This is a genomic window from Akkermansia sp. BCRC 18949 (assembly GCF_045011645.1).
Classification (GTDB): Bacteria; Verrucomicrobiota; Verrucomicrobiia; order Verrucomicrobiales; family Akkermansiaceae; genus Akkermansia; species Akkermansia massiliensis.
The window spans coordinates 1262551-1287781 of the sequence record NZ_CP123619.1 but is presented as its reverse complement, the minus strand read 5'-3'; the positions used below and the strand labels follow the sequence as shown (position 1 = coordinate 1287781).

Sequence of the window (25231 nt, the reverse complement as noted above, 5' to 3'; positions counted from 1 at the left end):
CCATTTCTTCCCGCTTTTCCATGAATCCCTTCTTTTCCATCATCATTCCCGTTTACCGTTCCGGCCCCTTTCTCCGGGATTGCCTGGATTCCGTCAGGAACCAGGCCATGACGGACTGGGAATGCATCTGCATCAATGACGGCTCTCCGGACGGGAGCGGCGCCATTCTGGACGAATACGCCCGGAAGGACGCGCGCTTCACCGCCATCCACCAGGAAAACCGCGGCGTGAGCGCCGCCCGCAACGCGGGCCTTTCCCGGGCGCGGGGAACCTGGACCGCCTTCGTGGACGGGGACGACTCCGTGGAGCCGGACATGCTGGCCTGCCTTCATGACGCCGCCCTCCGCACGCCGGAAGCCGCGCTCCACTGCTACGGAATCAGCAAGGACTTCCACACGGGCTGCCGCCTTACCCGCACGGAAACCGCGCTGCCCAGCCGGGACCAGTACATTCCCGCGGAAGAAACGGGCGCCTTCCTGCGCTACCTGCTGACCAGCTTGGACATGGAATCCTCCTGCAACAAACTGTTCCGCACGGAGCTTCTGGAAAAAAACGGCATCCGCTTCAACGCCTCCGCGGTGGTGTTTGAGGACTTCCAGTTCGTCCTGGACTACCTCTCCGCCTGCGCTCCGGGCATCAGCCTGGTGAAAAGGGCCTTCTACCACTACCGGGTGCGGGAGGAGGAAAACGGCGCGGCCAAGCGCAGCCGCTTCAACCTCGTGCAGGACATAGACATGCTGGCAGCCAAATTCCTGGCGTGGACGGACACGCTGGCCCTCCCGCAGGAAGACGTTCCCGTGGTCAAAGGCTACATCCTGCAAAAAATCAACGTGATCTTCCACGCCCTCCAGCAGCAGCCCTACGCCGCCCGCAAGGCGGTGTTCCGGGACTTCCTCTCCAGCGGACTGGCCGCGCGCGGAGCTGACCTGCGCCTGTGCGGCCCCTACTTCCACCTGGTCTGCCGCCTGCTGGCCGCACGCAGGTACCGCATGGCCCATCTCCTGCTGAAAACAAGGCATCTTTAACGCCTCATGCGCCACTCAACCGTTTTTTTCCGCCGCCCATTTTCCAGCCATGCAAGCAGCCATTGACAGCGCCATTCCCCCGCCCGCAGCCGCGCCCGGCAGGGGCCGGATTCCGCAAGTGGACTACCTCAAGGGAATTCTCATCACCCTGATGGTCCTTTTCCACCTGTCCTGGTTCTCCACGCACTACCTGGACGTCACGCGGTACGTGTACGTCTTCCACATGTCCGGCTTCATCATCCTTTCCGGCTTCTTCGCCAATACCGGCAAGACTCCGGGCCAGTTCCTGAAAACGTGGCTGGGCATTCTGGCGCCGTACCTGGTCTTTGAATCGCTGTACTACCTGGCCCTGTCCCATCTGCCCGCCTCCGTTCCCGCCAGCAACCGGCTGGACCCGGCGTTCCCCGCCTTCTGGAAGGCGCTGCTGCTGGCCCCCGCCGGAACGTACTGGTACCTCTACCTGCTGGCCGTATGCCTGCCCGTTTACTATGCCGTCTCCCGCATTCCGCGCCTGTCCCCTCCGGCCCGGCTGGCCGTATGCGCCGCCCTCCTGGCCGCCGTCTCCTGGTTCAATCCGGCGTTCCAAATGATTCACGCCGCTTACTTTCTCCTGGGGGCTTTCTTCCGGATGACCGGGCTCCCCATCCTGAAATGCTTCTTCCCCACCCTGTGGGCGGCTGTCCCCGCCGCCGCGCTCTGCCTCCTTTTCCCCCTCCCCTCCCGGGACAGCATGCTGGGGCTCTGCCTCTGCATGCTCACGCTCAGCTTTCTGGTAAAAACCTGCGATTCCGCAGGCAGGGCCATCCGGGAACTGTTCGCCTACCTGGGCAGGAATTCCCTGTCCATCGTCATCTTTTCCCCCGCCTTCACGCTCCTGTGCAAGCCGCTGGTCCCGGTGCTGGCCTTTGATTCCAGCAGAATCTGCTTTGCCGCCCTGTCCGTGGCACTGGTGCTGGCGGCCTGCCTGGGAGTCACCAGATTATGCGATGCCCTGGGCTGGAGCAGGTTCCTGTTCCTCAAAAAGAAGATGTACTCCCCCCTCGCCCTTTCCGTTGAACCCGCCGCCCCCCTGACTTTCCCTTCATGACCCCGGACGCGTACACCCCCCTGTTCAGCATCATCATCCCGGTGTACCGGAATGAAAAGCAGCTTGCGGCCTGCCTGGATTCCGTCAGGAACCAGACCCTGGCGGACTGGGAATGCCTCTGCATTGACGACGGCTCTACGGACGGCAGCGGCGCGATTCTGGATGAATACGCCCGGAAGGACGCGCGCTTCCGCGTCATCCACAAGCGGAATGAAGGGGTGTCCGCGGCGCGCAACCTGGGGATAAGCCTGGCGCATGCCCCGCATCTGGCGTTTGTGGACGCGGACGACCGGCTCCTCCCGGAAACGCTCCAGGCCTGCCATGAAACGATGCGGGAGACCGCAGCGGACATGGTCGTCTTCGGCGCAAGCCTCGTTTCCTGCGCGGCGGAATGGACGGGCTTCATGTCCCCTTCCATCCGCCCCCTGCCTCCGGATTCCACGGCTGTTTTCCACGCGGGAACACCGTTTGTGGAAAACAACAACATTCCGGCCTGCTGGGCCAAGATATATAAAAAGGAAATTCTGGTTAAAAATAAAATTAAATTCCCGGAAAACGTCAAATTTGCGGAAGATCTTTATTTCACGGCGCAATGTTTCTGCCATTGCAGCTCCGTAACCGTCATCAACAAGCCTTTTTATCAATATTCCGCCGACGGAGAAACAGGGGTTACCAGCAATTTCTTCAACCGGAAAAGGCCTCTGGAGGATTACATGAACGCCCTTCGCGCCATCCTGGACCTGAGCAACTGCATTGACGGGCGTTCCCCGTACAGCAGCAACTATTTCCAGCGGAGCCGGAGCCTCCTGGTCCTGTTCAGGCTTTGCTATGCCAACTATAAACTTCTTGCGGATAGAATAAAAAGCCTTTACCCCGACCGGGAAAAGGCCATACGGAAAGAAGCTTTTTCCGCCTTAAAAAAATATGTGACGCTTGTCAACCTGCCGCGGATACTTTACTTTTCCCTCAAATCAAATTACGGGCACCTGCTCGGGAACCTGCTGGCCAACAAGAAATAAATTCCACATGAATGAAATCAAGACGGGGGCCTGCATTAATTACATATCCATCATCGTCAGGCTGGCGACGCAGTTCTTTCTGACCCCGTTTACCCTGTCCAGTCTGGGAGAGAATGAATACGGCATTTTCATGCTCAGCAATTCCGTGATTGCGTGGCTGTCCCTGACGGACTTCGGCCTGGGGGTGACCGTCAACAAATACATCGCCACCTATCACGCGAAAAAGGAGAACGACCGGGAGGCCCATTTCCTGGGACAGGCTATGATGCTCTTCTCCTTCCTGGGGCTGCTCACCTTCGCGGCGGGCATGATCTGCTACGTGAACCTGGGCGCCCTGTTCCCCAATCTGTCCGGGCCGGAGCTTGACACCCTGAAAATCCTGTACCTGCTGACGCTGGGCAACATCATCCTGGCCTTCCCCCTGCGGCCGCTGTCCTGCGTGCCTGGGTCCTACATGAAATTCATCGTTCCCGGACTGGTCAGCCTGGGCCTCTCCCTCTTCAATACGCTTCTTACGGTCCTGCTCCTGGTGTGGGGGTACAAGGCGATCGCCCTCACCGTCCTGGGCGTGGGCATCGGCGTAGCCAGCCTGGCGTGGGGAACGTATTACACCATCCGCTGCCTGGGCGTGCGCATCATTTTCCGCAAGCCTGACTGGAAGCTGTACCGGGAGATGTTCACCTTTTCCTTCTGGATTCTGCTGAACCAGCTCATGGACCTGTTCTACTGGCGGGCGGGCACTCCCATCCTGGCAAGGACGGCGGGCGCCCAGGCGGTCACCCTGTTCACGCTGGGAATCTCGTTCTCCCAGTACTTCATGACGGCTTCCACCGCCATTTCCGGAGTCATTGCCCCCAAAATCATGCAGATGGTGGCCCTGGATTCCACCAAGGAGCAGCTCACCCGCATGATGATACGGGTGGGGCGCCTTCAACTGGCCCTGCTGAGCGTCATCCTGGTTTCCTTCATCAGCTGCGGCCACGACTTCCTGCACCTGTGGGTGGGGAAAACCATCGGGGACCAGACAGGCACGGTCTGGGTGGGGGCCGTCATCGTGCTGCTCCCCCTGCTGGTTCCGCTGACTCAAAACACGGGACTCGCCATCCTCCAGGCCCTCAACATCCACAAGGGGAGGGCCATCATCCTCTTTTACTCCTCCCTGCTCTGCGTCATCCTGGGCTACTTCATCTCCCTGTACTACGGCACCATCGGAATGTTCATCGGCACCGCCATTTCCCTGTTCATCGGCCAGGTGCTGATGATCAACCGCTACTACGCCCGCACCGCCGGTCTGGACATGAGGCTCTTCTTCCGCCGCACCTACGGGCCCCTGCTGCTGCCCTCCGCCGTCATGATCCTGGCGGGGCTGGGAGCGGTTGCCCTGCTAACGCTGGACAACTGGTTCTCCTTCCTGGCCTTCGCCTTCTGCTACGGCCTCCTGGCCGTGGGAACCATCTGGTTCTTCTACCTCAACCGGGATGAACGGGACATGTTTCTCGGCCCCCTGCAAAAACTGATTCCTTCCCGCCATGATAAAAACTGATGCCCCGCCTGAGCTCTCCACCCTGTGCACGGGCTGCTCCGCCTGCGCCAACATCTGCCCCAGGGACGCTATTTCCATGAACTGGAGCCCCTCCGGCTTCTTAACGCCCGCGGTTAATCTGGAAGCGTGCGTCCACTGCGGCCTCTGCACCAAAACCTGCCCGGACCTGAATGCGCCCGCACGGCCCCCCCAGGCGTTTGACGAGCCCAGGGCATACGCGGCCTGGGCGCTGGACGAGGCCGTGCGCCTGAACTCCTCCAGCGGAGGCGTATTCACCATCCTGGCCCGGCATATTCTTGCACAGGGAGGCGTGGTCTACGGCGTGGCGTGGAACACGGACAGGGAACTTTCCGTCCGCCATGTGCGCCTGGACTCCCTGCCGGAGCTCAAGCTCCTGAACGGCAGCAAATACCTTCAGGCGGACCCCGGCCACGCCTACCGGGACATCAAGAAGGACCTGAAAGAGGGGAAAACGGTCCTGTTTTCCGGGACGCCCTGCCAGGCGGCGGCCCTGAGAGCCTATCTGAAAAAGCCCTGGGACAGCCTCTTCATCATTGACATCGCCTGCCACGGCGTACCCTCCAAAAACCTTTTTGACGCGTACCGGCAGGATTATGAACGGAGCACGGGCCGGCAGATAAGCTGCATCAACTTCCGGGACAAAACCCACGGCTGGAATCACTACTCCGTGATGAAATTCCACCGGGACGGCTCCGGTTCCGGCGCGCGCATTTATACGGAAGACCTTTTCATGCAGGCGTACCTGTCAGACATCTGCCTGGGGGAAGCATGCTACAACTGCCCGCATGCTTCCGGCCCCCGCACCAGTGACCTGACCCTGGCCGACTTCTGGGGCGCGGGATACTTCCATCCCAAGTGGGATGATTCCAGGGGAATCTCCCTGCTGCTGGCGAGCACTCCCCGCGGGGAAGAACTTTTAAACCAATGCGGGAAGGAGCTCTTTCTGCACCGGGAGAACTGGCAGGCCGTCAAACACACCAACAGGGGCATCCGGCGGAAGCCTGCCTTCCCCTCCCGGCTGGCGCGCCGGAACTTCCTCCGGGACCTCCGGCAGAAACCCTTCACGGAAGCGGTGGCGCAGCACACGGCCCGCTTCAAACCCCGGGCGGAGGTGGGCCTGCTGGGCGTCTGGATGACGTGCAACTATGGAGCCGTGCTCACCTCCTTCGCCCTTTACCGGCTGCTGGAGCAAATGGGAAAAAGCGTTTCCCTGATTGATTTTTCCTTCACGGAGCGGCAGAAAGACCCTGCGACGGTATTCAGAAAATTCCTGGTCCGGGAGCGCATTTCCACAACGCCGCTGCACTCCCTGGACTACGCCTACCACTTAAACGACCAGTTTGACACGTTCATGGTAGGCTCCGACCAGGTGTGGAACCAGGGTTTCATGGGGCACTTCTTCTTCCTGGACTTCGCCAGAGGGGAGAAACGGAAAATCGCCTACGGGCCGTCCATGGGGCAGTTGACGGAACCTTCCGGGAAATATCTTAAAAAAACGGCCATGCTGCTCAAACGGTTCGATGCCGTTTCCGTCCGGGAAAAACCGATGGTGGAGCACCTCAAGCGGCACTATGGGCGTGAAAGCGCCTGGGTGATGGACCCCGTCTTCCTGCTGGGTAGGGAACGCTGGGAGGAGCTGGCACGGCAGGCGCCTCCGGCGGCCAAAGGCCGCATCGTCTCCTACATCCTGGACCCGGCGGCGGAAAAAAGGAAGCTCCTGCTGGACGCCTCCTCCAAACTCGGGCTCCCCCTGCTGAACATGGTGGACATCCAGAAAGAGGAGGTGGACAACCTCGGCAGGCTGAACCTGCCCAATACCATGAAGGAAGCCACGTTATATGAATGGCTCGGCAACATCCTCCACTGCGAGTTTTTCATTACAGACTCCTTCCACGGCGTCTGCTTCGCCCTGATCTTCAACAAGCCGTTCTTGTGCATCAACAATCCCATGCGCGGCTCCGGGCGCTTCCACTCCCTGCTGAACCTTCTCCGGCTTCAGGACCGCATGCTGCCCGAAGACGCGGAAGCCCTGCCGGAGAACGTCCCGCTCACGATGGACTACGCTCCCGTCAATGAACTGCTGGAACAGAAAATCTCGCAATCCCGGGAATGGCTTCAGCAGGCGTTCTCCGGGGAAAGGGATGCCACCCTGGCAGAATACAGCCGCCTGACGGAGAAAAAACTGACCAGGAGACCGCCGTCCCGGTGGGGGCGGCTCAGGAAAAAAGGAAGAAAACTCCTGGCACGGGCGTACCACCGCATCCGCAGATCATGACGCCCGGACGGTTCCCTACCTTCCGCCCTTCATTAACTTCAACCCTCTGCCAACTCAATATCCGGCTCATGCCGCAGAAAAACTCCCTTCCCATGGAAATCCCTAAAAAACGTGTCGCATGGATTGACGTGTCGCGGGTGCTTGCAGCGCTCCTGATCATGTACGTGCACCTGTCCTCCCCCTTGCTCAAGACAACGGGCATCCACCTCTTCTACAACGGCAGGGTTCCCTTCTTCCTGGTGCTGGCCGGCTACTTTCTGGCAAGAAACATCACCTGGAACAAGGCAGTTGACCGGGCTTTATGGCTGTTCATCCCGTACATGATCTGGAACGTGCTGTACCTGTTCCTTCTCTCCCTCCCTGCCGGCAGCTCCTTCCAGCTTGCGGACCTGGCCGGCATCCGGGACGTCTTCCTGCCGGGCATGGACCTCTTCTCCTTTGGGAGCGAGTCCCCCGACGTTCCCCCCATCGGCCCCTCCTGGTTTCTGAGGGACATCATCATTCTTACCCTGCTGACGCCGCTGCTGGCCCGCATTAAAATACTGCTGCCGCCCGCGCTGCTCCTCTTTTTCTCCTTCTGCAACATGGCTCCCGATCCCCTGGTGACGCTCTCCGTGGGGTCCTGCGCCTTCTACCTGCTGGGCGTCGTGCTCAGTTCCCGCCGGATTGACGACATCCATCTGGTGCTGAACAAAAAATTCGGCGTCGTCTTCTGCGTGAGCATTCTCGTTTCCTCCGCGATGGTTCTGCTGCACTCCGCCGGAATCCTTTCCCTGTGGACGGAAACGGTCGCGGGCATGCTGCTGGGAGTCATGCTGATTATGTACGCAGGCATCTGGATGGAAAAGCGTCTGCCCGGCGTTGCCGCCAGAATAGCCCTGCTGGCTCCCGCCTGTTTTCTGACGTTCATGCTGCACCTGCCCATTTACGAATGCCTTCCTTCATCCATGAAATTTGGTGCCTTCTCCCTGTTCACCCCGCTGCTGGCATTCACGGCTATTGTGCTGTTCTATTTTGCCTTGAAACGTTTCACCCCTTTCCTGCTGCCGTATCTGGCCCATGTTAAACGGCCGTCAGGAAAGCCGTCGGCTTAAAGGGCAAAGACCCATTAAAGACATCCGCCCCGTCCACCGGGAAAGGATACCCGGTCACAGCCGGAGAAATGCCGCCCAAGCCACATGGGGGAAGCTTCCGCCAGTTTCTGCCTGGGATAAAACACATTCCTTACGCAGAAAAAGAATGTGCCCTCATCCGTTCGGCTGCATGCATCTCCATGAATTGATGCGCTGTCCGTCCATGTCCCTCCGGGACCGCCTTGTTATCTTCCATGGCCGCCTGTCCCGGATGCATTCGCCAAGTTCCGGCCCCTGCAAATGCGGCAGGGCAGAATTTAAGAAAGGGCAAGGAAACTTTAATTCAAGCAATAAGATTCCGGAGAATGGAGAATGTCCCTAACGGAATCAACAAGGATTACGGGCCGCGGCAAGAACGCCGCCGATGATTTTTTATTCATTTCTGACCAATGGATGAAGTATCCAGAAAAGAAAGGAAGGCGCATGCCTCCCTCCAAAAATTACCCGGCTCTCCGGGGAATCCACAACACTCATTGATGGCACCCACCCTTTATTGTGTTCAACAAGGACATTCATTGAGCGATTATCAATCATACTCCGCTCAAAATCTTTGATTCATCATTACAATGAGCAAAGTACCCCACATGGAAGAACCTCTTGTGGATATTCTGGAGCTGGGGCGTTGGATGGCTGAAAATCATATCAGCCGCTCCACGCTGGCTTCGGCCATTGGCATGAACAGAAGCGCCATCGACAACTACTTTGTCAGAAAAAAGCTCTCCCGGCATGCCCAAATCCTCATCAAGCGGTTCATGGACGGCCAGGAAGCCCTGGCCGCCTCCAATGAGGTATCTTCCCTCATCACGGTTCCCCTGAAAAACCGGATCATCAATCTTGCCATGAAAGCCGCCGTCCGGAAAAACCTCACGCTGGAGGAATTCATGGCGCGAGCCGTGGAGGGAGCCGCGAAGAACGTTGAGGAAGAAAAATAAAATCATGAAGCGTTTGCAGGCAATGGCGGCAGTCCCGGCGTAAGATCCCAGCAGCATCACCTTTTCCTTGGCATTTCTCATGGCAGCCCCGGCCCATTCCAGAAATCACGGCATTGACCTTCTCCGGTGCCTGTCCATGTTCTTCGTCGTCCTTCTTCATGTGCTCAAATGGGGGGAGGGCGGCAACCTGGACAACAGCTTCCTCGGAACGCCCAATTACGCCGTCTCCTGGTATCTTGAACTCAGCGCCTACTGCGCCGTCAACTGCTTTGCCCTTATCACAGGCTACGTGGGCGTCAATGTGCCGTACCGGATTTCCCGTTTTATCAACTTATGGTTTCAGGTCTTCTTTTACACCGCTGGAATAACCTTTTTATTTAAATGGCTCGTGCCGGGCAGTGTAAGCTTTAAGGGAATGATCCAGGCATTCTTTCCCGTGCTGCGCCTGGCCTACTGGTACTTTACGGCTTATGCCGTCCTGTTCTGCTTTATTCCCTTCCTTAATCCGGCCATCCGTTCCCTCAGCAGGGAATCCGCCAGGTGGCTCTGCCTGCTGGTCCTGATTGTCTTCTCCCTCTTTTCCACCATATCCGGCTACGGGAACTGGCTCAGCCAGGGCGGCTACAGCGCCATCTGGCTGGTCTGCCTGTACGTCGTCGGCGGCTGCCTGGGGCACTTCCAGCTCTGGAGCACGTTAAAGCGGCCCGCGCTTTACTACGTCCTGTGCTGCATCCTCCCCACCGCCGGAGTAATCGCGTTGGGGTATCTTCCCCTCAATCCGGGCATTGCGGAAAAACTCTTTGTCTCTTATACGGCGCCGTTCTGCTGCCTGTCCTCCTTCTTCCTGCTCATGGCCTGCGCGCGCATGCGCATCAGCAGCGGAACCGCCATCCGCCTCATTTCCTTCTTCGCCCCGCTTTCCTTTGCCGTTTACCTCATCCATAACAATCCCCTCATCTGGCAAAACATCATCAAGGCGCGGTTTGCGGAATTGCAGGCCTGCCCCTGGTACTTCACGGCCGCCGGGGCGCTGGGAGCCAGCCTGGGCATCTACCTCGCCTGCTCCCTGATCGACTACGTGCGGAGCGGCCTGTTCCGGCTGCTGCACATCCGCGAACTGTCCCTTAAATTGGAAGGAACCCTGTTAAAATTGAAGGAATGGATTCTCCGACTCATTCCATTATAACTTCCCCCTGTAATTTAACTGAAAATTCTTTCGAATTTATAAAGATTGTCTTGCGGAATTGAACGGCGCCATTACTATGTCGGCAAACCATGCAATATACAACTATTACCGCTGCGGCATGTACGGCGGCCTTCGCTCTCTCAGGAATGGCTTCCGCCGATATTCAAGTTCCCCTCCGGGTGCTGAATTCCACTTATGACGCGTCCCGTCCGTTTTCCGCCCTGCTGGGAACGGGCTACGCTACCAAGTACGTCAGCCGCGGACTGGCTTTTCAGCAGTCCGGCAGCGACCATGTGGTTCCCGTGGAAGCCATAGGCGCTTACGACCTCAACAAAAAATACTCCATCCTGGCCGGCGTGAAATACCAGTGGCTGACCCAGAATGACCTGACGCACAACAGCACGGGCATTTCCGACGAGGCAACGGCCCTGCTGGGCGTCAGCCGCAAATTCAGCGACTATACGATGGCCTCCCTGGGCTACCAGTTCGTCAACGGCGGCCTGCCGGGCCTGATGAACGTCCATCTGGGCCAGACCTCCAGCGACTTCCCGGCGTTTGAACACAGCCGTTCCGAAGAACACAGCTTTGTACTGGACATCCACCACGACTTCGGGAAAGGACTGGAAAACTTCTTCTGGGACTGCCGCGTGCAATACACCTTCCGCTGGATGTCCGGCTGGTGGTTCACCAACACGCTGGGCTACAAATATGACTTCAACCCGTCTTCCTCCCTGATTGTAGCGGGAACCTGGAACGCCTCCGCCGGCTACTTTGACAGGGACTCCCTCAACGCCAACGGAACCCAGGGCATTTCCGTGACCGTGGCCGTGCCCTTCAAGGCGGTGGACCGCCTGGTCCTCACCCCCTTCGTCAGTACCGTCTGGCTGGGCAACGGAGGCATGGCGGGCAACTACCGCGGTCCTTCCGACCGCTTCCCCTCCAGAATCCCCGCCAGAATTTACCGCAACTTCACGTTTGTGGCGGGGCTGGGGCTCACCTACTCCTTCTAAGCCTCCTTCAATCCCTACTCCCGCGGCTCCCGGCACTTCCCCGCATGCGCCGGGAGCCTCTTCCTTCCCCGCTCATGCCTCTGTCCGCCGTTTTCCATACTGATTCCCTCCAGGAACAGGTTGCCGCCCTGGGCGACGCCTTCGCCATCGCCGGAGAATTCCTCCATTGCGACACCATCAACAGCGGCCATATCAACATGACCTTCCGGGCCACCTACCGGAAAATGGACGGCACCACGGACCGCTACATCTTCCAGCGCGTGAATGACGCCGTTTTCCCGTGCCCCAGGGACGTCATGCACAACGTGGAAAAGGTAACCAACCACATCCGGTGGAAGATGCTCCGGGTGCTGAAAACGCCCTTCCGCCAGACGCTGAACCTGTACTCCGCCCGTGGAGGCCGCAAGTACCTGGAAATCCCCGGTTCCGGCTTCTGGCGCTGCTACAACTGCATTGAAAGCACACACACGTTTGACGTGGCGGAACATCCGCGCCAGGCGTATGAGGCCGCCCGCGCCTTCGGCGCCTTCCAGCAGCTCCTGTGCGACATGAACCCGGAGGACATCCATGAAACCATCCCGTTCTTCCACCACACCCGCAAGCGCTTTGACCGGTTGCAGAAAGCGGCTGCCAGGGACTCCCGCGGGCGTTTGGACTCCTGCCGGAGGGAGCTGGACTTCATCCGCCGCCGCGAACGGTACGTGGACGTGCTGCTGGACCTTCAGGAGCGCGGGGAACTCCCCGTCAGAATCGTCCACAACGACACCAAGATCAACAACGTGATGCTGGACAGGGAAACGGACAAGGCCGTCTGCGTCATTGACCTGGACACCGTCATGCCCGGCAGCATCCTGTACGACTTCGGGGACATGGTGCGCACCATGACCTCTCCTGCGGCGGAAGATGAGGAAGACCTGGACAAAACCTACCTGCGCATGCCCATGTTTGAAGCCGTCGTCAAGGGCTACCTGGATGCCGTCAAAGACTTCATCACACCGCTGGAAATCTCCAAACTCGCCTTTTCCGGCCTGCTCATCACGCTGGAAACCGGCATCCGCTTCCTGACGGACTACCTGGAAGGGGACGTCTACTTTAAAACGGAAAGGGAGCGCCACAACCTGCATCGGGCGCGCACCCAGCTCAAGCTGGTGGAAAGCATGGAACAGCAGATGCCTGAAATGGAAGAATGCATCCGTAAATGCTTTCATGCCGTTAACGGCTGAGGGAGAATCATCCGCGCTCCTTCAACTTTTATGGTAGTACCGGAACGCGGGAAGGTGCTATACTGCGGACCATGTTAAAAAACATCTCTCCCCTCATCAGCCCTTCCCTGCTGAAAATTCTTGCGGAAATGGGGCATGGCGATGAAATCGTCTTTTCCGACGCCCACTTTCCCGGCCACACCTTCAACCCCACGGTGCTGAGGGCGGACGGACTGGGGGCGGACGCCCTGCTGGCCGCCGTCATCCCCCTATTTGAACTGGACGCCTACGCCACGCCCGTCATCATGATGGCCCCGGTGCCGGGAGACTCCCTGGACCCGGCGGTGGAGGCCAAATACCGCAAGGCGCTGAACTATGACGGGGACATTGAACAAATGGAGCGCTACGCCTTCTATGAACGCGCCAAAAAGGCCTATGCCGTCGTCATTACCGGTGAAACCGCCAAATACGGCAACATCATCCTGAAAAAGGGCGTTACCCCGCTTTCCTGACCTTTGCCCGCGCAGACAGACCATTCCATGCAGTACGACTTTGACGAAATAATCGACCGCCGCGGCACCGGCGCCCTGAAATATGAAGCCCTGCTGCCCCGCTGGGGCCGGGATGACCTGATCCCCCTGTGGGTGGCGGACATGGACTTCAAAACGCCCCCCTTCATCATGGAGGCCATCCGCCGCCGCTGCGAACATGAAATACTGGGCTATACCGTCAAGCCCCGCGCCTTCTTTGACGCCATCCGGAACTGGGTGGGCCGCCGCCACGGCTGGGAGGTGCGCGCCTCGGAAATCGGCTTTGCCCCGGGCATTGTTCCCGGCATTTCCAGCGCCATCCAGTGCTTCACGGAACCGGGGGATAAAATCATGATCCAGCCTCCGGTGTACCATCCCTTTGCCATGATTATCCGGGAAAACGGACGGGAAATCGTGAACAACCCCCTCCTTCTGGAAAATGGGCGCTACCGCATGGACGTTGACCACATGCGGGAGGCCGTGCGCGGCTGCCGCATGTTCATCCTGTGCAACCCCCACAACCCCGGCGGCCGCGTGTGGAGCCCGGAGGAACTCCGCCGCGTGGCGGAAATCTGCGCGGAAAGCGGCACGCTGGTCGTCTCTGACGAAATCCATGCGGACCTGGCCCTTCCTGGCCACAGGCACACCGTATTCGCCACCGTCTCCGAACAGGCGCGCATGAACTCCGTCACGTACATGGCGCCCAGCAAGGCCTTCAACGTGCCCGGACTGGGAAGCTCCTACCTGATCTGCCAGAATCCGGCCCTCTTCGGGAAATACCAGAGCTTCGTCAGCGGCAGGGAACTGGCGGAAGGCCATGTCTTTGCCTACGAAGGGCTCATCAGCGCCTACTCCGGCCCGGAAGGGGAGGAATGGCTCAAGCAAGCGGTGGACTACATCCAGGAAAACATCCGCTACATTGACCGGGAACTGCGCCGCCGCATGCCTAAAATCAAGGCCATGCTTCCGGACGCCTCCTACCTGGTTTTCCTGGACTGCCGGGAACTGAACCTGCCTCAGAAGGAACTGGCGGAATTCTTTGTGGACGGAGCGCGCCTGGCCCTGAACGACGGATCCATCTTCGGCAAGGAAGGGGAAGGCTTCATGCGCCTGAACGCGGGCTGCCCGCGCTCCATCCTGGAACGGGCGCTCAACCAGCTGGAAGCGGCCTACCGGGAGCGCGGTTTCTGACAAAAATGCTTCAAGGCCGTAAGGTCCGGTCCATTTCAGCAAAGGGAAGCGTTCACGCTTCCCTTTGCTGTATCATGATGGGACGTTCGACAGGCAAACAAACCGGAGATAAAGCGATCACATGAACTTTACGCACTTGCGGTTCACCAGATTCCCAGCCGGTCACCGCCGGCGTCTGGGAGAAACACCGCTGAAAGAACAGGACGGCTAAACACCCCTTTCCGGGGTTGTCCGGGAAAAACCTCCGGGGAGCACCGCCGGCCTCTGTGGCATTAAAAATGCACGGCCAAAGGCCGCTATTCAAGGAAGCTCTCTTAATATTCGTTCTCCTGCGTTCATTTTCTTTTTCAGCAGCCGCATCGGCATGCACGCTCCCGGCAGTGTGAGGGCAAACGCCGGTCTTCACTCCCCGAACACTGGCAGGGAGTGACTTTGCTTGCAAAACGGAAGGAAAGGAGTATCGTTCCCCGCATGTACTATATCACCACGGCCATTGACTACACCAACGGACCGCCCCACATCGGGCACGCCTATGAAAAAGTCCTTGCGGACGTTCTCGCGCGCTGGCACCGGATGAAGGGGGAGGAAGTCTATTTCCTGACCGGGGTGGACCAGCATGGGCAAAAAGTACAGCAGACGGCGGAAAAACTGGGCATTACGCCGCAGGAGCATGTGGACAACATCACAGCCAAATTCCTGGCCCTGTGGGAACGCCTGGGCATCAGCAATGACGGGTGGGCCTCCACCACGGATCCGCGCCACAAGGCCTGCGTGCAGAAAATCCTGACGAACCTGAAGGACAGGGGGCAGCTTTACAAAAAATCCTACAAGGGATTCTACTCCGTGCGCCAGGAACAATTCCTGACGGACAAGGAGAGGGACGCGGAAGGCAGCTTCGGCCCGGAATGGGGGGAAGTGGTGGAACTGGAGGAAGAAAACTGGTACTTCCGCCTGACCGACCATGTGGAGTGGATGAAGAAGTTCGTGGAAAAGAGCAGCGGCTTCGTTCTTCCGGCCTTCCGCAAGGCGGAGGTGCTCAATGCCATTGACTTTGACTCGGACCTCTGCATTTCCCGCCCCAAGAGCCGCCTTTCCTGGGGAATAGAACTTCCGTTTGACCCGGAATTCGTGACTTACGTCTGGTTTGACGCTCTCATCAACTACGTCTCCTTCGCCGGTTACCTGGCGGAACCGGACAGCGGGCTGCCGGAATTCTCCAAGCTCTGGCCCGCGGACTGCGAAGTGATCGGCAAGGACATCCTGGTGCCCGCCCACGGCGTGTACTGGCCCGCCATGCTGCATGCCATGGGCTTCTCCGACGAGGAAATGCCCACCCTGCTCGTCCACGGCTGGTGGAACATCAACGGGGAAAAAATGTCCAAATCCATCGGCAACGTGGTGGACCCCAACCTGCTGGCGGAACAATTCGGCTCGGAACCCGTGCGCTATTACCTGGTGCGGGACATCACCACCGGAAAGGACGCCAACTTTGACGCGGACCGCCTGGTCATGCTGTACAACACGGAGCTGGCCAATGACCTCGGCAACCTGTGCAACCGTTCCATCAACATGACGCGCCGCTACTGCGATTCCGTCATCTCCGGTGCGGAGGAATACGATGACGAAGCCTCCAAGGCCCTGCGCGTCACCATGGACCAGGCCGTCACCCTGTTCTCCAAATACATGGACGACAACATGGTCTCCGACGCCCTGGCGGCCCTGAACGCCCAGGTTTCCGCCTGCAACGCGTACATTGAACAGCAGCAGCCCTGGCAGCTTGCCAAGGATGAGGCCGCCGCGCCGCGCCTCCGCTGCGTGCTGCGCCACCTGCTGGAATGCTGCGCCCAGACGGGCTACCTCATCGGCTGCGTCCTGCCGGACGCTTCCGCCCGCATCCTGGACCAGCTCAACGCCGCGGACCTGTTCCGGGGCCGCACGCCGGATACGCTGGCCTGGGGAATCCTTCCCGCAGGGCACCGCATCAATGATCCGGCCCCCGTCTTCCCCCGCATTCTCTCGGAAGAGGAAAAGGCCAAGCTGGCTGAAAAAGCGGCCAGGACGGCCAAAAAACAAGGCTGATTCCCGTGAGTGCCTCCGCATCCTTCGTCAAATCCCTGCTGGCCCAGTGCTGTCTGGGCGGCATCTGTGAATGGGTGGTCTGCCCCGGCGCGCGCAACATGGCGCTGCTCCAGGTGCTGGCCGCCGCGGAGGACCTGGTGAAATGGACCCACTTTGACGAACGGTCCGCCGCCTTCTTCGCGCTGGGCCGCATTCAGGACATGGGGCTTCCCGTGGCCGTGGTCACCACGTCCGGCACGGCGGCGGCGGAACTGCTCCCCGCCGTAGTGGAGGCGTACTATGAGCGCCGGCCCCTGCTCCTGCTCACCGCGGACCGCCCGGCGGACTACCGCGGCTCCGCCGCTCCGCAGGCCATCGAACAGGCGGACCTGTTCGGCATTTACGCGCCCACGATTGATCTGGAAACGCCGGACAGCCTGCCGGAAGACATTCTGGAAGACTGGGATTACGCCTCCCCCCTGCACATCAACGTCTGCCTGCCGGACCCGGACCCCGCCTGGAATCCCGGCAACTGCGACCTTTACCCGGCGGAACCGCCGGAAGACAGCGAATTCCGCGGTTCCCTGGCGGAACTGGCCCAAGCCCTGCGCTTCAAATCGCGCGGCGGGCTGGTGGTCATGCTCGGCGGACTGGACCCCACGGAGCAGGCCCCTGCCCTGTGGCTCGCGAATGAACTGAAAGCCCCCGTGGTGGCGGACGCCACCTCCGGCCTCCGGGAGGAACTGGCCCATCTGGCCCTGACGGATGCGGACGCCCTGCTGAGGGAAAACCCGCCCGCCATCCTGCTCAGAATAGGGGACGTGCCCGTGGCCCGCTTCTGGCGCGACCTGGAGGACATCCCTTCCACGGAAGTCTTCTCCGTCACCCGCACCGGATTCTCCGGGCTGGCCCGGCCCTCCGCCGTCGTCACCGGAGACCTAGAAGCCATTCTGCACGCTCTGGGCGACGTGGACCCCGTGGGGGACGTCAACGGCCTGCGCGCCATGAACAAGCGCAGGAAGGCCCTGATGGAGGAACTGCTCATCACCTGCCCGGACAGCGAGCAGGCCATGGTGCGCGCCTTCTCCTGCTTTGCCGCGGACGGCGACTGCATTTACCTGGGCAACTCCATGCCCGTGCGGTATTGGAACAGCTTCGCCCAAATGGCCGTCCCCACGGAAAACGTCCGCGCCAACCGCGGGGCCAACGGCATTGACGGGCAAATCTCCGGCTTTCTGGGGGTCTCTGCCCGGTGTTCCCGTTCCTGGGCCCTCGTGGGGGACCTGACCGCCATGTACGATTCCAACGCCCTGGCCCTCCTCCCCCAGCTGGACACGGGAACCCGCGTGCTCGGCGTCATCAACAACGGCGGGGGCGGCATTTTCCGCGCCCTGCCCGGAGCGGACGTCCATTCGGAAGCCATGCGTAACCTGCTTGTGCAGCCCCACGCCTACTCCTTCAAGGCCATTGCGGAACAATGGGGCATGCGCTACCTGGCCATCCGCACGGCGGAAGACTTCGACCAGCTTGACGCCCTGGAGGAAAACAGCCAGGTTCTCGCGGAACTCATCCCGGACCGGGAACAGACGGAACAGGTCAGAAACGCGCTGGCTAAACACTGAACCGTTCCGCCCAACGCCCCCCTCCCTCCCCTCAGCCGGATGGAGAGCCGCAACCCCTTGCGGCAACTGAAAAAGCGGAGCGCGGACGAACGAACATTGGAAAAGCCAGTGCGTCCTTCAACCGCCTATTCATCCGGAAGCGGCAGAGGCCGGAGGCGTTCCCCCCCTGAAGGCCTCTTTCCAAATGAAGGGCTCAACACCGCCTCACCGCTACCCGGCATAAAAAACCGGGGGAACAAATCTCCCCCGGCCAAATGCAGCCGCCGGGCGCGTACTACGGCGGCATGGATTTTCCGGCTTTACGCCGGAGCCGTTTACAAATAACTGCGCACTACGCCGGAAACGCGCTCCCGGGCGGCGGCAATGCGCTTGCGCAGTTCAAGCGTGTAAGCCTCCATGTCCCGGATGGGGGACTGGGCCACGCCGGAAATCATGGCCGCCTGGGCCACTGCCGGGCATTCCCATTCAATGATGCGGGGATCGATGGGCTTGGGAATCACGTAATCGATGCCGAAGCTGAGGGGAGCGCCCCCGTACAGGTCAACCACCTCCTGCGGAACGGGTTCCTTCGCCAGATCCGCCAACGCCCGGGCGGCGGCAATCTTCATCTGTTCATTGATGACGGAAGCGTGCACGTCCAGGGCGGCGCGGAAAATGAAGGGGAAGCAGGAGACGTTGTTCACCTGGTTGGGCCAGTCGGAACGGCCGGAACCCATGATGCAGTCCGGGCGCGCCTTCTTGGCGTCCTGGTACGTAATTTCCGGATCCGGATTAGCGCAGGCGAAGATGATGGGGGAAGGAGCCATGAGCTTCACCATGTCCTGCGTGAGCAGCCCCTTGGTGGAAAGCCCCAGGAACACGTCCGCCCCGGTGAGGGCTTCATCCAGTGAGCAGTCCTCCGACTGGGAGAACTGGGCCTTCGTGGCGTGCAGGTCGATGCGCCCGGTATGAATCAGCCCCTTGGAGTCAAACATGTAGATATGTTCGCGGCGGACGCCCAGCGTCATGTAAAACTTGGCGCAGGAAATGCCCGCGGCCCCGGCCCCTACGACGACCACCTTCATGTCTTCCAGCTTGCGGCCCGTCAGTTCTGCGGCGTTCAGCAGGGCGGCGCCGGAGATGACGGCCGTTCCGTGCTGGTCGTCATGGAACACGGGGATGTTCATTTCCTCGCGGAGGCGTTCCTCCACCATGAAGCATTCCGGGGCCTTGATGTCTTCCAGGTTGATGGCGCCGAAGGTGGGCTCCATGGTCTTGATAACCTCGATCAGTTTTTCCGGCTCCTTGACGTTCAATTCAATGTCAAAAACGTCAATGTCCGCGAACACCTTGAACAGAACGCCCTTGCCTTCCATCACCGGCTTGGCCGCATCCGGACCGATGTTGCCCAGGCCCAGAACGGCGGTGCCGTTGGTCACCACGCCCACCAGGTTGGAGCGTCCTGTGTACAGGGCGCTCTGGGAAGGATCCTCCTTGATGCGGAGGCAGGGTTCGGCTACGCCCGGAGAATAGGCAAGCGTCAAATCCCGTTGCGAAAAGCAGGGCTTGCAGGGCAGCGTTTCCACCTTGCCGGGGCGGGGCTGGGAATGGTACTGCAAGGCATCTAATCTAATGTCGGAACTCATGATCGTAATGAAAAAACGGAAAATCGAGCCTTGCTTGCACCACATAATAGCCATGTATTCAAGTAAATAATCAATTAATCGCGTCACACGCCGCAGCCGGAAAGCGCCCTTTTACATTGAAAGAGCTCTCCGGATGTGGTAATAAGTAGCCGGATTATCAATTGCCTCCTGACCATGGAAACCACTCCCCCACTGCCTTCCGGATTTAATATCAACGGCTACCTTATCCAGTCACTGAAGCAGACGGATGCCCTCTGCCATGTCTATTACGCGTCGGACGCCAACCACGTGCAATACCTGGTCCGTGAATTCTGTCCGCAGGGCCTTGCCGTGCGCGATCCGGAAAGCGGAAAACTGCGTTATCCGGAAACTACGGACATCGAACAGGAAGTCCTTCCGCTGAAAAACGATTTTGAAGCCCAGTTCCGCACCGGCTCCCTGGGGGAAATCCCCGCCCTGGGCACCCTGTACCTGGTTTATGCCCTGCCCGGCGTTCATCCCGCCGCGGAGCAGTCCCCGCTTCCGGCTACTCCCGTGGAGCCCCTCCAGCGCGACCAGAGAACCCTGGCCACTCCCGCAGCAGGAGCGGCCCCCGTCCATGCGGTACCCCTTCCCCAGCCCCGGAAAAAGAAAAGCTCCGCCGGCATCTGGATCCTTATCCTGATTCTGCTGGGAGGCGCCTGCGGCGCCTATTACTACACGCAGAAGCCTGCGGAGGCCCCCGCCGCCCCGCAGGAACCGTCCAGTACGCAGCCCAAAAAAGAGAAGAAGGAAGCACCCAAACCGGAAAAGAAAGCCGCCCTGCCTGCTGCGGAAGTGGAAGACCCCTTTGAACAGGAAAGCGCCGCCGCGGAGGCCCCCCCGGCTGGAGCAGCGGAACAGCCGGAAGAAACGCCGTCCGCCAGTGCCCCTGAGGAACAGGACGAAGACGGCTCCGCCACTCCCGCGGAAGAACCTGCTCCCGAACCTGAACAGCCTGCCGGAGAGGCGGACGCTCCGGCAGACGACGCCACGTCTGCGGAACAGCCGGAACCGGAAACTCCCACCAAACAGAAGGATGCTCCAGCCCTGGCGGCACAAGCTGCCGTCAAACCCGCCTCCCCCGGCCGTCCGCGCGGAAAAGCCGCCAGGCAGACCACCAACATGGGGGACGTCAACGCCTACGTGAAAAAATTCGCCAAGGCCATGACGCTGAACCAGTGGAGGAAGCAGTACGCCAACCTGTACACGAGCTGGTTCGGCAACTCCGAGGAAGTGGCCAAGGGCTGGATCACCACCTTCGGCCCTCTGGGCTTCCGCGCCCGCGGCCTGGACGCCTCCTGGCCGGACACGAACTTCCGCGGCTTTTTCCCAAAAACCCTGCTGGACCCCAATGGGGAACCCGTGGCGAACCTCTACATGGTCACCCAGGTGATTGAAGGCTCCCCTGCTGAAAAACACGTGAAGGAGGGCGACCTGATCCTGGGCATTGACGGCCAGCCCTTCAAGACGGCCCAAAGCCTGGATGTGCTTTACGGTCCCTACCAGCACCAGGACAGGCGCGGCCTGGACATGCACGCGGGCCTGCTGGTGGACAAGGCGGAAGGCGCCGGAAAAATCACCCTGAACCTCATTCCTGCGGAAAATGTGGAGAAAATCCAGGGCATCCAGCCGCTCTGGAAGGAAGTCTTCCGGGAGGAACGGGCCAAAAAGCCCGTCTCCCTCTCCATTCCGGTGAAGGGAGGCCAGCAGGTGCGCCTTCATGTGGATGACGGCGGCAACGGCATCGGCAGCGACGGCTTCGAATGGTCGGACCTGAGGCTGGAAGGCCCCGGCGGCCCTGTTCCGCTGACCAAGCTCAAGCCCCTGCAATACAGCGTGGGCTACGGCGCGGCCAAATATGACCCCGAGCGCAAGGTGTGGCTGGCTCACGCCGTCTCCTCCCTGGTCTTTGACATTCCCAAGGGAGACTGGAAGCTGAAAGGCACCGGAACGCCCGGAGGGGCGGCCTCCGTGGGCGTGGCTGTCCATGTGGGCGGTTCCGCCACCCTGCCGGACTCCGTGAAGAAATACGTGAAAAACGTCACGTTCAAGATTCCCCAGCTGGGAAGCTACGCTCTCGGCTTCCCGAAAAACTGCGCCAAGAGCAAGGCCGTGGTCCACATGATGAGCGAATGGCTGGCGGCCCAGCAGCGCGAGGACGGCTCCTGGGAACGCCCGGGCGGCTACTGCGGCAACCACTACGACACGGGCTGGGCCGGGCTAGCCCTGATGGCCACGGGCAACCCGAAATATGATCCCGTCATTAAAAAGGCGGCTCAGTACATCGCCTTCTCCGGCTCCCAGTGCTGGTGGGCCGTCCCCCAGGCCTCCGCGGGCATCTTCCTGTGCGAATACTGGCTGCGCTACCGGGACAACTCCGTTCTGCCGGCCATCCGCAACGGCGTGCAGCGCATGAAAAACGAGGTTCTTTACGGGGACTTCGTCACCGGCCACGGCATCCACCCCGGCTATGCGGGCACGGGCGTCAGCATCGGCGGCTCCCACATGTGCCTGTTCCTGGCGCTGGCCAGCAAAACCCCGGCGCGCACGGAAGACGACGTGCTGGACAAGATGATGGACCACGCCCAGTCCATCTGCCCCACCGGCATGGGCCCGTACGGCCGCATGACGGAGGCCTTCACCTTTGAACCCAACCGCGAATGCGGGGGCACCTACTCCGGCCGCCACGGCCCGTACTACATCGCCTCCCTCATCTGCGGGGGACCGGAACTCTACACTAAAAACAGCCGCATCATGTACGGGGAAGGCCCCATCGGCGGCTGCGACCAGGGCCACTCCTCCGAGACGCTCTCCATCATGTGGGCCCTTCCCGCCTACTGGCGCACGAACCCGGAAGTCTACTACAAGAACATGGAGGCGTTCCGCTGGAAGCTGACGCTCCTGCGCCCGTTTGACGGCGGCATGATGCAAAACCCCAACCGCCTGGAACTGATGACGGCAGACCCGGTCATCGGCACCTACATCCGCACCAGCGTCTGGATCACGGCGCTGTGCGCGGAACGCCAGAACCTGGCGATCACGGGCAAGCCGGAATTCCAGGCCAAATCCTTCCGGAAGGTTCCCCCCATCATTGACACGGAATCCCGCTTCCTGAACACCTATGTGCGCAACTGGTCCATGGTCAGCGCCGCGCTGGGCGCCAAGGCTCCCGGCTCCCTGAAATCCGCCATCCGGGAACTGAAAAACATCCCCGTGGAACAGGGCTGCCGCTTCAAGCTCATGAGCGTCGTCAACGCCCGGGCCCTTCCCGTCGCCAAGGCCATCATGGCCATTCCCGGCCTGGACCAGCTCACCAAGGCCACCTGTGCGGAAATGATCCTGGGCATGGACGTGCGCATCTTCTTTGAACCCAAGCGGAAGGACGACAAGCCCCAGCCCGGGGAATACTCCCTGAACGTGGACGTCCAGCAGCCGCTGGGGGGCCGCGCCCTGGGCCTTCACCGCGACAAGGAACTGGAAGGAAAGGCCAATTCCGCCTACAAGTACGACTTTGCCGGCACCGTCCAATTCAGTGACGCCACCACCTTCTCCCCCATGGAAACCATTTCCTGGACCCCCGACTCCAAATTCGGCGGCCAGTGGAACGTGTACTCCTACAAGAAGGAGCTCAGCGGCCCCACCCAGCCGGGCGTGCAGAAAATGAGCGCCAAAATCAAATGGCGCGTGAACGACCTGGACGTGGAATATGACCGCCCCATCGCCGTAGGCGGCTTTGAAGTGGGCTGCGGGGAAAAAGCCCACCCGGTCACCAACTGCAACCACCTGTGGGTGCCGGGCATCCTGATCCGCGACCACGGCAACTGGGGTTGCTCCTTCCACCTGCCGGACGGCACCTACATCTCCGCCGCCTCCCAGGGCAACCAGATAGAGGTGTATGATGAAACCGACAAGAAGAAGGTGAAAACCTGGGTCTCCCCGAACGACTCCTGCCTGACGCAAGGCTCCCGCTGCCTGTTCCGCGTTTCCACGGACTGGCACGGCCTGGAATGCCGCGTGCGAGAACTGAAGCTGCTGGGCAGCGCCACGGAGGAAGTCACGGACTACAAGCTGAAAGCCTCCACCGGAGGCCATGTGGACACCGCCAAGCTGCTGGACCGGGACGCCACCACCATCGAGGAACTGGACGCCTCCCCCACGGAAGACGATCCCCTGGTGCTGGAACTCTCCCTGAAAAACGCCGCCTCCCTGCGCGCCGTGGACATCAAGATTGAAAAGGGGTACAACCGCCTCGTCATTGAAGCCAACAAGGGCGGCAAGTGGATTCCCATCCACTGGGGTTCCCTGGGAGCCGCTACCGCCGGCGTCAGCGATGCGCAGAAAGCCATGTACGCCAATGAGCCGGAGGTGCTGCGCATGCTCCAGCTCCCCGGCAACGGCTTTATCAAGTGCATGAGGACGTTTGAGCCTATCACCACCAACAGGCTGCGCGTCAAGCTCTTCCAGAAGGGGGGCAAGGTCCGCCTGGCGGAACTGCACGTGTACAAGGCGGATTCCGCCAGAAACGTTGCGCGTTAACATTGGGCAGCCTTCCACAACCAACTTGCAATGACAAACCAATCCTTGCCATAAAGAAATCTTCACAGGGGCATGCCCCTGTGAAGAAAAGGGGCTCTACCTCTCCAGCGAGGAAAAGCCCCCTTACACGATATTCGGGCTGCAGGCCCGGTTCTTGGCCATTGACGCCTCTTCCTCCTGTCCCACCCCTCCCTGTTATGTCCATCAGAACAACGCTCCTTCTTCTTTTCCCCATCGCTTCCCTTGCCGGGCCGCCTGCCCTGGCGGCAACCCCGTGGGTCTCCGGCAAAGACTGGGAACTTGTTTTTGAAGACGACTTTGACGGCCCCTCCCTGAATGCCCGCAACTGGAGCCGTATCGATTACGTAAATCATAACGCCCCGGATTGGCGCAAATACCAATCCCAGGACGAAAGCCTTGTGGAATTCCGGGAACAGGACGGCAATTCCGCCATGACCCTGTGGGGAAAATACGGAGACTACACCACCCAGACCAATCAGACCGCCCCAGCCCAGACCTATGCCTGCGGAGGAGTGTACTCTCTGAAAACCTTCCAATTCCAATACGGCTACGTAGAAGTTCGCGCCAGATTCGATTGCGTGCAGGGCGTCTGGCCTGCTATCTGGATGATGCCCAAATCCGACAGCATCGGATGGCCGGCAGGAGGGGAAATTGACATCATGGAACATTTGAATTACGAAGGACGTGTCTACCAGACGATCCACTGGTCTGAAAACGGCGTTCCAAACCAAGACAAATCCCAGGGGGTCACCCCCGGCTGGAGCGACGGCGCTGAAAAAACAAACTGGCACACCTACGGAATGGAATGGACGGAAGAAGGCATCACCTTTTATGTGGACGGAAAGGAAACCGGCTCCTTTAAAAAGCCCAATAATGCAAACTGGCCTTTTGACAAAGACGGAAACGAATTTTACCTGATCATCGACCAGCAGATCGGAGGCAACTGGGTAGAAAATGCAGGGGTCAATAAAGGAATTGACCAGAATACGCTGGCCAACTCCGGAGCCGCGTTCGACATCGATTACGTTAAAGTCTATTCATCAAGCAAATACAACCACCTCGTGCCGGAACCGGCTACAGCCGCGCTGAGCCTGGTTGGAACGGCCATCCTGTTGACTCGCCGCAAAAGGAGCAGACTTTAAACACTCCCTTCCTCCCCTGTCACGGGGATAAAGCTCCCGGCTTCATTCCCGG

General features: G+C 60.0%; 17 protein-coding genes and 1 pseudogene. 17 read left to right on the top strand and 1 reads right to left on the bottom strand.

Features of this window, described 5'->3' with window-relative positions; genetic code table 11:
* Nucleotides 1-20 precede the first annotated feature (20 nt).
* From P8A25_RS05295 to menD, 15 genes and pseudogenes are all read left to right on the top strand, one after another.
* Entirely contained in the window at nucleotides 21-1025 is a 1005-nt protein-coding gene (locus P8A25_RS05295; RefSeq protein WP_102727128.1) for a glycosyltransferase, read from the top strand.
* 49 nt (nucleotides 1026-1074) lie between these two features.
* Nucleotides 1075-2112 carry an acyltransferase gene (locus P8A25_RS05290; protein ID WP_102727127.1) on the top strand — a complete coding sequence of 346 codons (1038 nt, stop codon included), beginning with the start codon at nucleotides 1075-1077 and terminating at the stop codon, nucleotides 2110-2112.
* The gene (locus tag P8A25_RS05285) at nucleotides 2109-3131 is read left to right on the top strand and encodes a glycosyltransferase (RefSeq protein WP_215443581.1); all 1023 of its coding nucleotides are present in this window, start codon (nucleotides 2109-2111) and stop codon (nucleotides 3129-3131) included. Before P8A25_RS05290 ends, P8A25_RS05285 begins: the two co-directional genes overlap by 4 nt.
* Before the next feature lie 7 nt (nucleotides 3132-3138).
* Entirely contained in the window at nucleotides 3139-4674 is a 1536-nt protein-coding gene (locus P8A25_RS05280; RefSeq protein ID WP_022397322.1) for an oligosaccharide flippase family protein, read from the top strand.
* The gene (locus P8A25_RS05275; protein ID WP_215443583.1) at nucleotides 4661-6970 is read left to right on the top strand and encodes a polysaccharide pyruvyl transferase family protein; all 2310 of its coding nucleotides are present in this window, start codon (nucleotides 4661-4663) and stop codon (nucleotides 6968-6970) included. Before P8A25_RS05280 ends, P8A25_RS05275 begins: the two co-directional genes overlap by 14 nt.
* 68 nt (nucleotides 6971-7038) lie before the next feature.
* Entirely contained in the window at nucleotides 7039-8064 is a 1026-nt protein-coding gene (locus tag P8A25_RS05270) for an acyltransferase family protein (RefSeq protein ID WP_215443585.1), read from the top strand.
* A 605-nt stretch (nucleotides 8065-8669) separates the two neighbouring features.
* Entirely contained in the window at nucleotides 8670-9035 is a 366-nt protein-coding gene (locus tag P8A25_RS05265; protein WP_022397325.1) for a hypothetical protein, read from the top strand.
* Between the two features lie 79 nt (nucleotides 9036-9114).
* Nucleotides 9115-10221, top strand: coding sequence for an acyltransferase (locus tag P8A25_RS05260; RefSeq protein WP_022397326.1), 1107 nt, complete (start codon nucleotides 9115-9117; stop codon nucleotides 10219-10221).
* An 89-nt stretch (nucleotides 10222-10310) separates the two neighbouring features.
* Nucleotides 10311-11231, top strand: coding sequence for a hypothetical protein (locus tag P8A25_RS05255; RefSeq protein ID WP_022397327.1), 921 nt, complete (start codon nucleotides 10311-10313; stop codon nucleotides 11229-11231).
* A gap of 74 nt (nucleotides 11232-11305) precedes the next feature.
* A complete protein-coding gene (locus P8A25_RS05250; RefSeq protein ID WP_102729501.1) occupies nucleotides 11306-12454 on the top strand; it encodes a phosphotransferase enzyme family protein in 1149 nt (382 codons plus the stop codon).
* A 71-nt stretch (nucleotides 12455-12525) separates the two neighbouring features.
* Nucleotides 12526-12945: an L-fucose mutarotase gene (gene fucU, locus P8A25_RS05245; protein WP_102727121.1), complete on the top strand. Its 420-nt coding sequence runs from the start codon at nucleotides 12526-12528 to the stop codon at nucleotides 12943-12945.
* A gap of 27 nt (nucleotides 12946-12972) precedes the next feature.
* Entirely contained in the window at nucleotides 12973-14154 is a 1182-nt protein-coding gene (locus P8A25_RS05240) for a MalY/PatB family protein (protein WP_215443628.1), read from the top strand.
* 423 nt (nucleotides 14155-14577) lie between these two features.
* Nucleotides 14578-15705 (top strand): annotated as a pseudogene (locus tag P8A25_RS05235) (class I tRNA ligase family protein); the annotation flags it as partial.
* An 18-nt stretch (nucleotides 15706-15723) separates the two neighbouring features.
* The gene (locus P8A25_RS05230) at nucleotides 15724-16233 is read left to right on the top strand and encodes a hypothetical protein (RefSeq protein ID WP_404838800.1); all 510 of its coding nucleotides are present in this window, start codon (nucleotides 15724-15726) and stop codon (nucleotides 16231-16233) included.
* Between the two features lie 5 nt (nucleotides 16234-16238).
* Nucleotides 16239-17834 carry a 2-succinyl-5-enolpyruvyl-6-hydroxy-3-cyclohexene-1-carboxylic-acid synthase gene (menD, locus tag P8A25_RS05225; protein WP_215443589.1) on the top strand — a complete coding sequence of 532 codons (1596 nt, stop codon included), beginning with the start codon at nucleotides 16239-16241 and terminating at the stop codon, nucleotides 17832-17834.
* Between the two features lie 314 nt (nucleotides 17835-18148).
* Here menD and P8A25_RS05220 read toward each other — a convergent pair whose 3' ends face one another.
* Nucleotides 18149-19459, bottom strand: a complete 1311-nt coding sequence (locus P8A25_RS05220; protein WP_102722480.1) for a malic enzyme-like NAD(P)-binding protein — start codon at nucleotides 19457-19459, stop codon at nucleotides 18149-18151.
* 174 nt (nucleotides 19460-19633) lie between these two features.
* On the opposite strand from P8A25_RS05220, the gene P8A25_RS05215 reads away from it, so the two are divergent.
* Both P8A25_RS05215 and P8A25_RS05210 read left to right on the top strand, forming a co-directional pair.
* Nucleotides 19634-24016 (top strand): DUF6288 domain-containing protein, encoded by a 4383-nt coding sequence (locus P8A25_RS05215; protein ID WP_215443591.1) that lies wholly within the window; start codon nucleotides 19634-19636, stop codon nucleotides 24014-24016.
* Nucleotides 24017-24213: 197 nt separating this feature from the next.
* The gene (locus tag P8A25_RS05210; protein WP_022397337.1) at nucleotides 24214-25179 is read left to right on the top strand and encodes a family 16 glycosylhydrolase; all 966 of its coding nucleotides are present in this window, start codon (nucleotides 24214-24216) and stop codon (nucleotides 25177-25179) included.
* Nucleotides 25180-25231 lie beyond the last annotated feature (52 nt).

Coding starts and splice junctions, on each gene's coding strand:
- P8A25_RS05295 (WP_102727128.1), top strand. CDS start 21: ATGAATCCCTTCTTTTCCATCATCATTCCCGTTTACCGTTCCGGCCCC.
- P8A25_RS05290 (WP_102727127.1), top strand. CDS start 1,075: ATGCAAGCAGCCATTGACAGCGCCATTCCCCCGCCCGCAGCCGCGCCC.
- P8A25_RS05285 (WP_215443581.1), top strand. CDS start 2,109: ATGACCCCGGACGCGTACACCCCCCTGTTCAGCATCATCATCCCGGTG.
- P8A25_RS05280 (WP_022397322.1), top strand. CDS start 3,139: ATGAATGAAATCAAGACGGGGGCCTGCATTAATTACATATCCATCATC.
- P8A25_RS05275 (WP_215443583.1), top strand. CDS start 4,661: ATGATAAAAACTGATGCCCCGCCTGAGCTCTCCACCCTGTGCACGGGC.
- P8A25_RS05270 (WP_215443585.1), top strand. CDS start 7,039: ATGCCGCAGAAAAACTCCCTTCCCATGGAAATCCCTAAAAAACGTGTC.
- P8A25_RS05265 (WP_022397325.1), top strand. CDS start 8,670: ATGAGCAAAGTACCCCACATGGAAGAACCTCTTGTGGATATTCTGGAG.
- P8A25_RS05260 (WP_022397326.1), top strand. CDS start 9,115: ATGGCAGCCCCGGCCCATTCCAGAAATCACGGCATTGACCTTCTCCGG.
- P8A25_RS05255 (WP_022397327.1), top strand. CDS start 10,311: ATGCAATATACAACTATTACCGCTGCGGCATGTACGGCGGCCTTCGCT.
- P8A25_RS05250 (WP_102729501.1), top strand. CDS start 11,306: ATGCCTCTGTCCGCCGTTTTCCATACTGATTCCCTCCAGGAACAGGTT.
- fucU (WP_102727121.1), top strand. CDS start 12,526: ATGTTAAAAAACATCTCTCCCCTCATCAGCCCTTCCCTGCTGAAAATT.
- P8A25_RS05240 (WP_215443628.1), top strand. CDS start 12,973: ATGCAGTACGACTTTGACGAAATAATCGACCGCCGCGGCACCGGCGCC.
- P8A25_RS05230 (WP_404838800.1), top strand. CDS start 15,724: ATGACGCGCCGCTACTGCGATTCCGTCATCTCCGGTGCGGAGGAATAC.
- P8A25_RS05220 (WP_102722480.1), bottom strand. CDS start 19,459: ATGAGTTCCGACATTAGATTAGATGCCTTGCAGTACCATTCCCAGCCC.
- P8A25_RS05215 (WP_215443591.1), top strand. CDS start 19,634: ATGGAAACCACTCCCCCACTGCCTTCCGGATTTAATATCAACGGCTAC.
- P8A25_RS05210 (WP_022397337.1), top strand. CDS start 24,214: ATGTCCATCAGAACAACGCTCCTTCTTCTTTTCCCCATCGCTTCCCTT.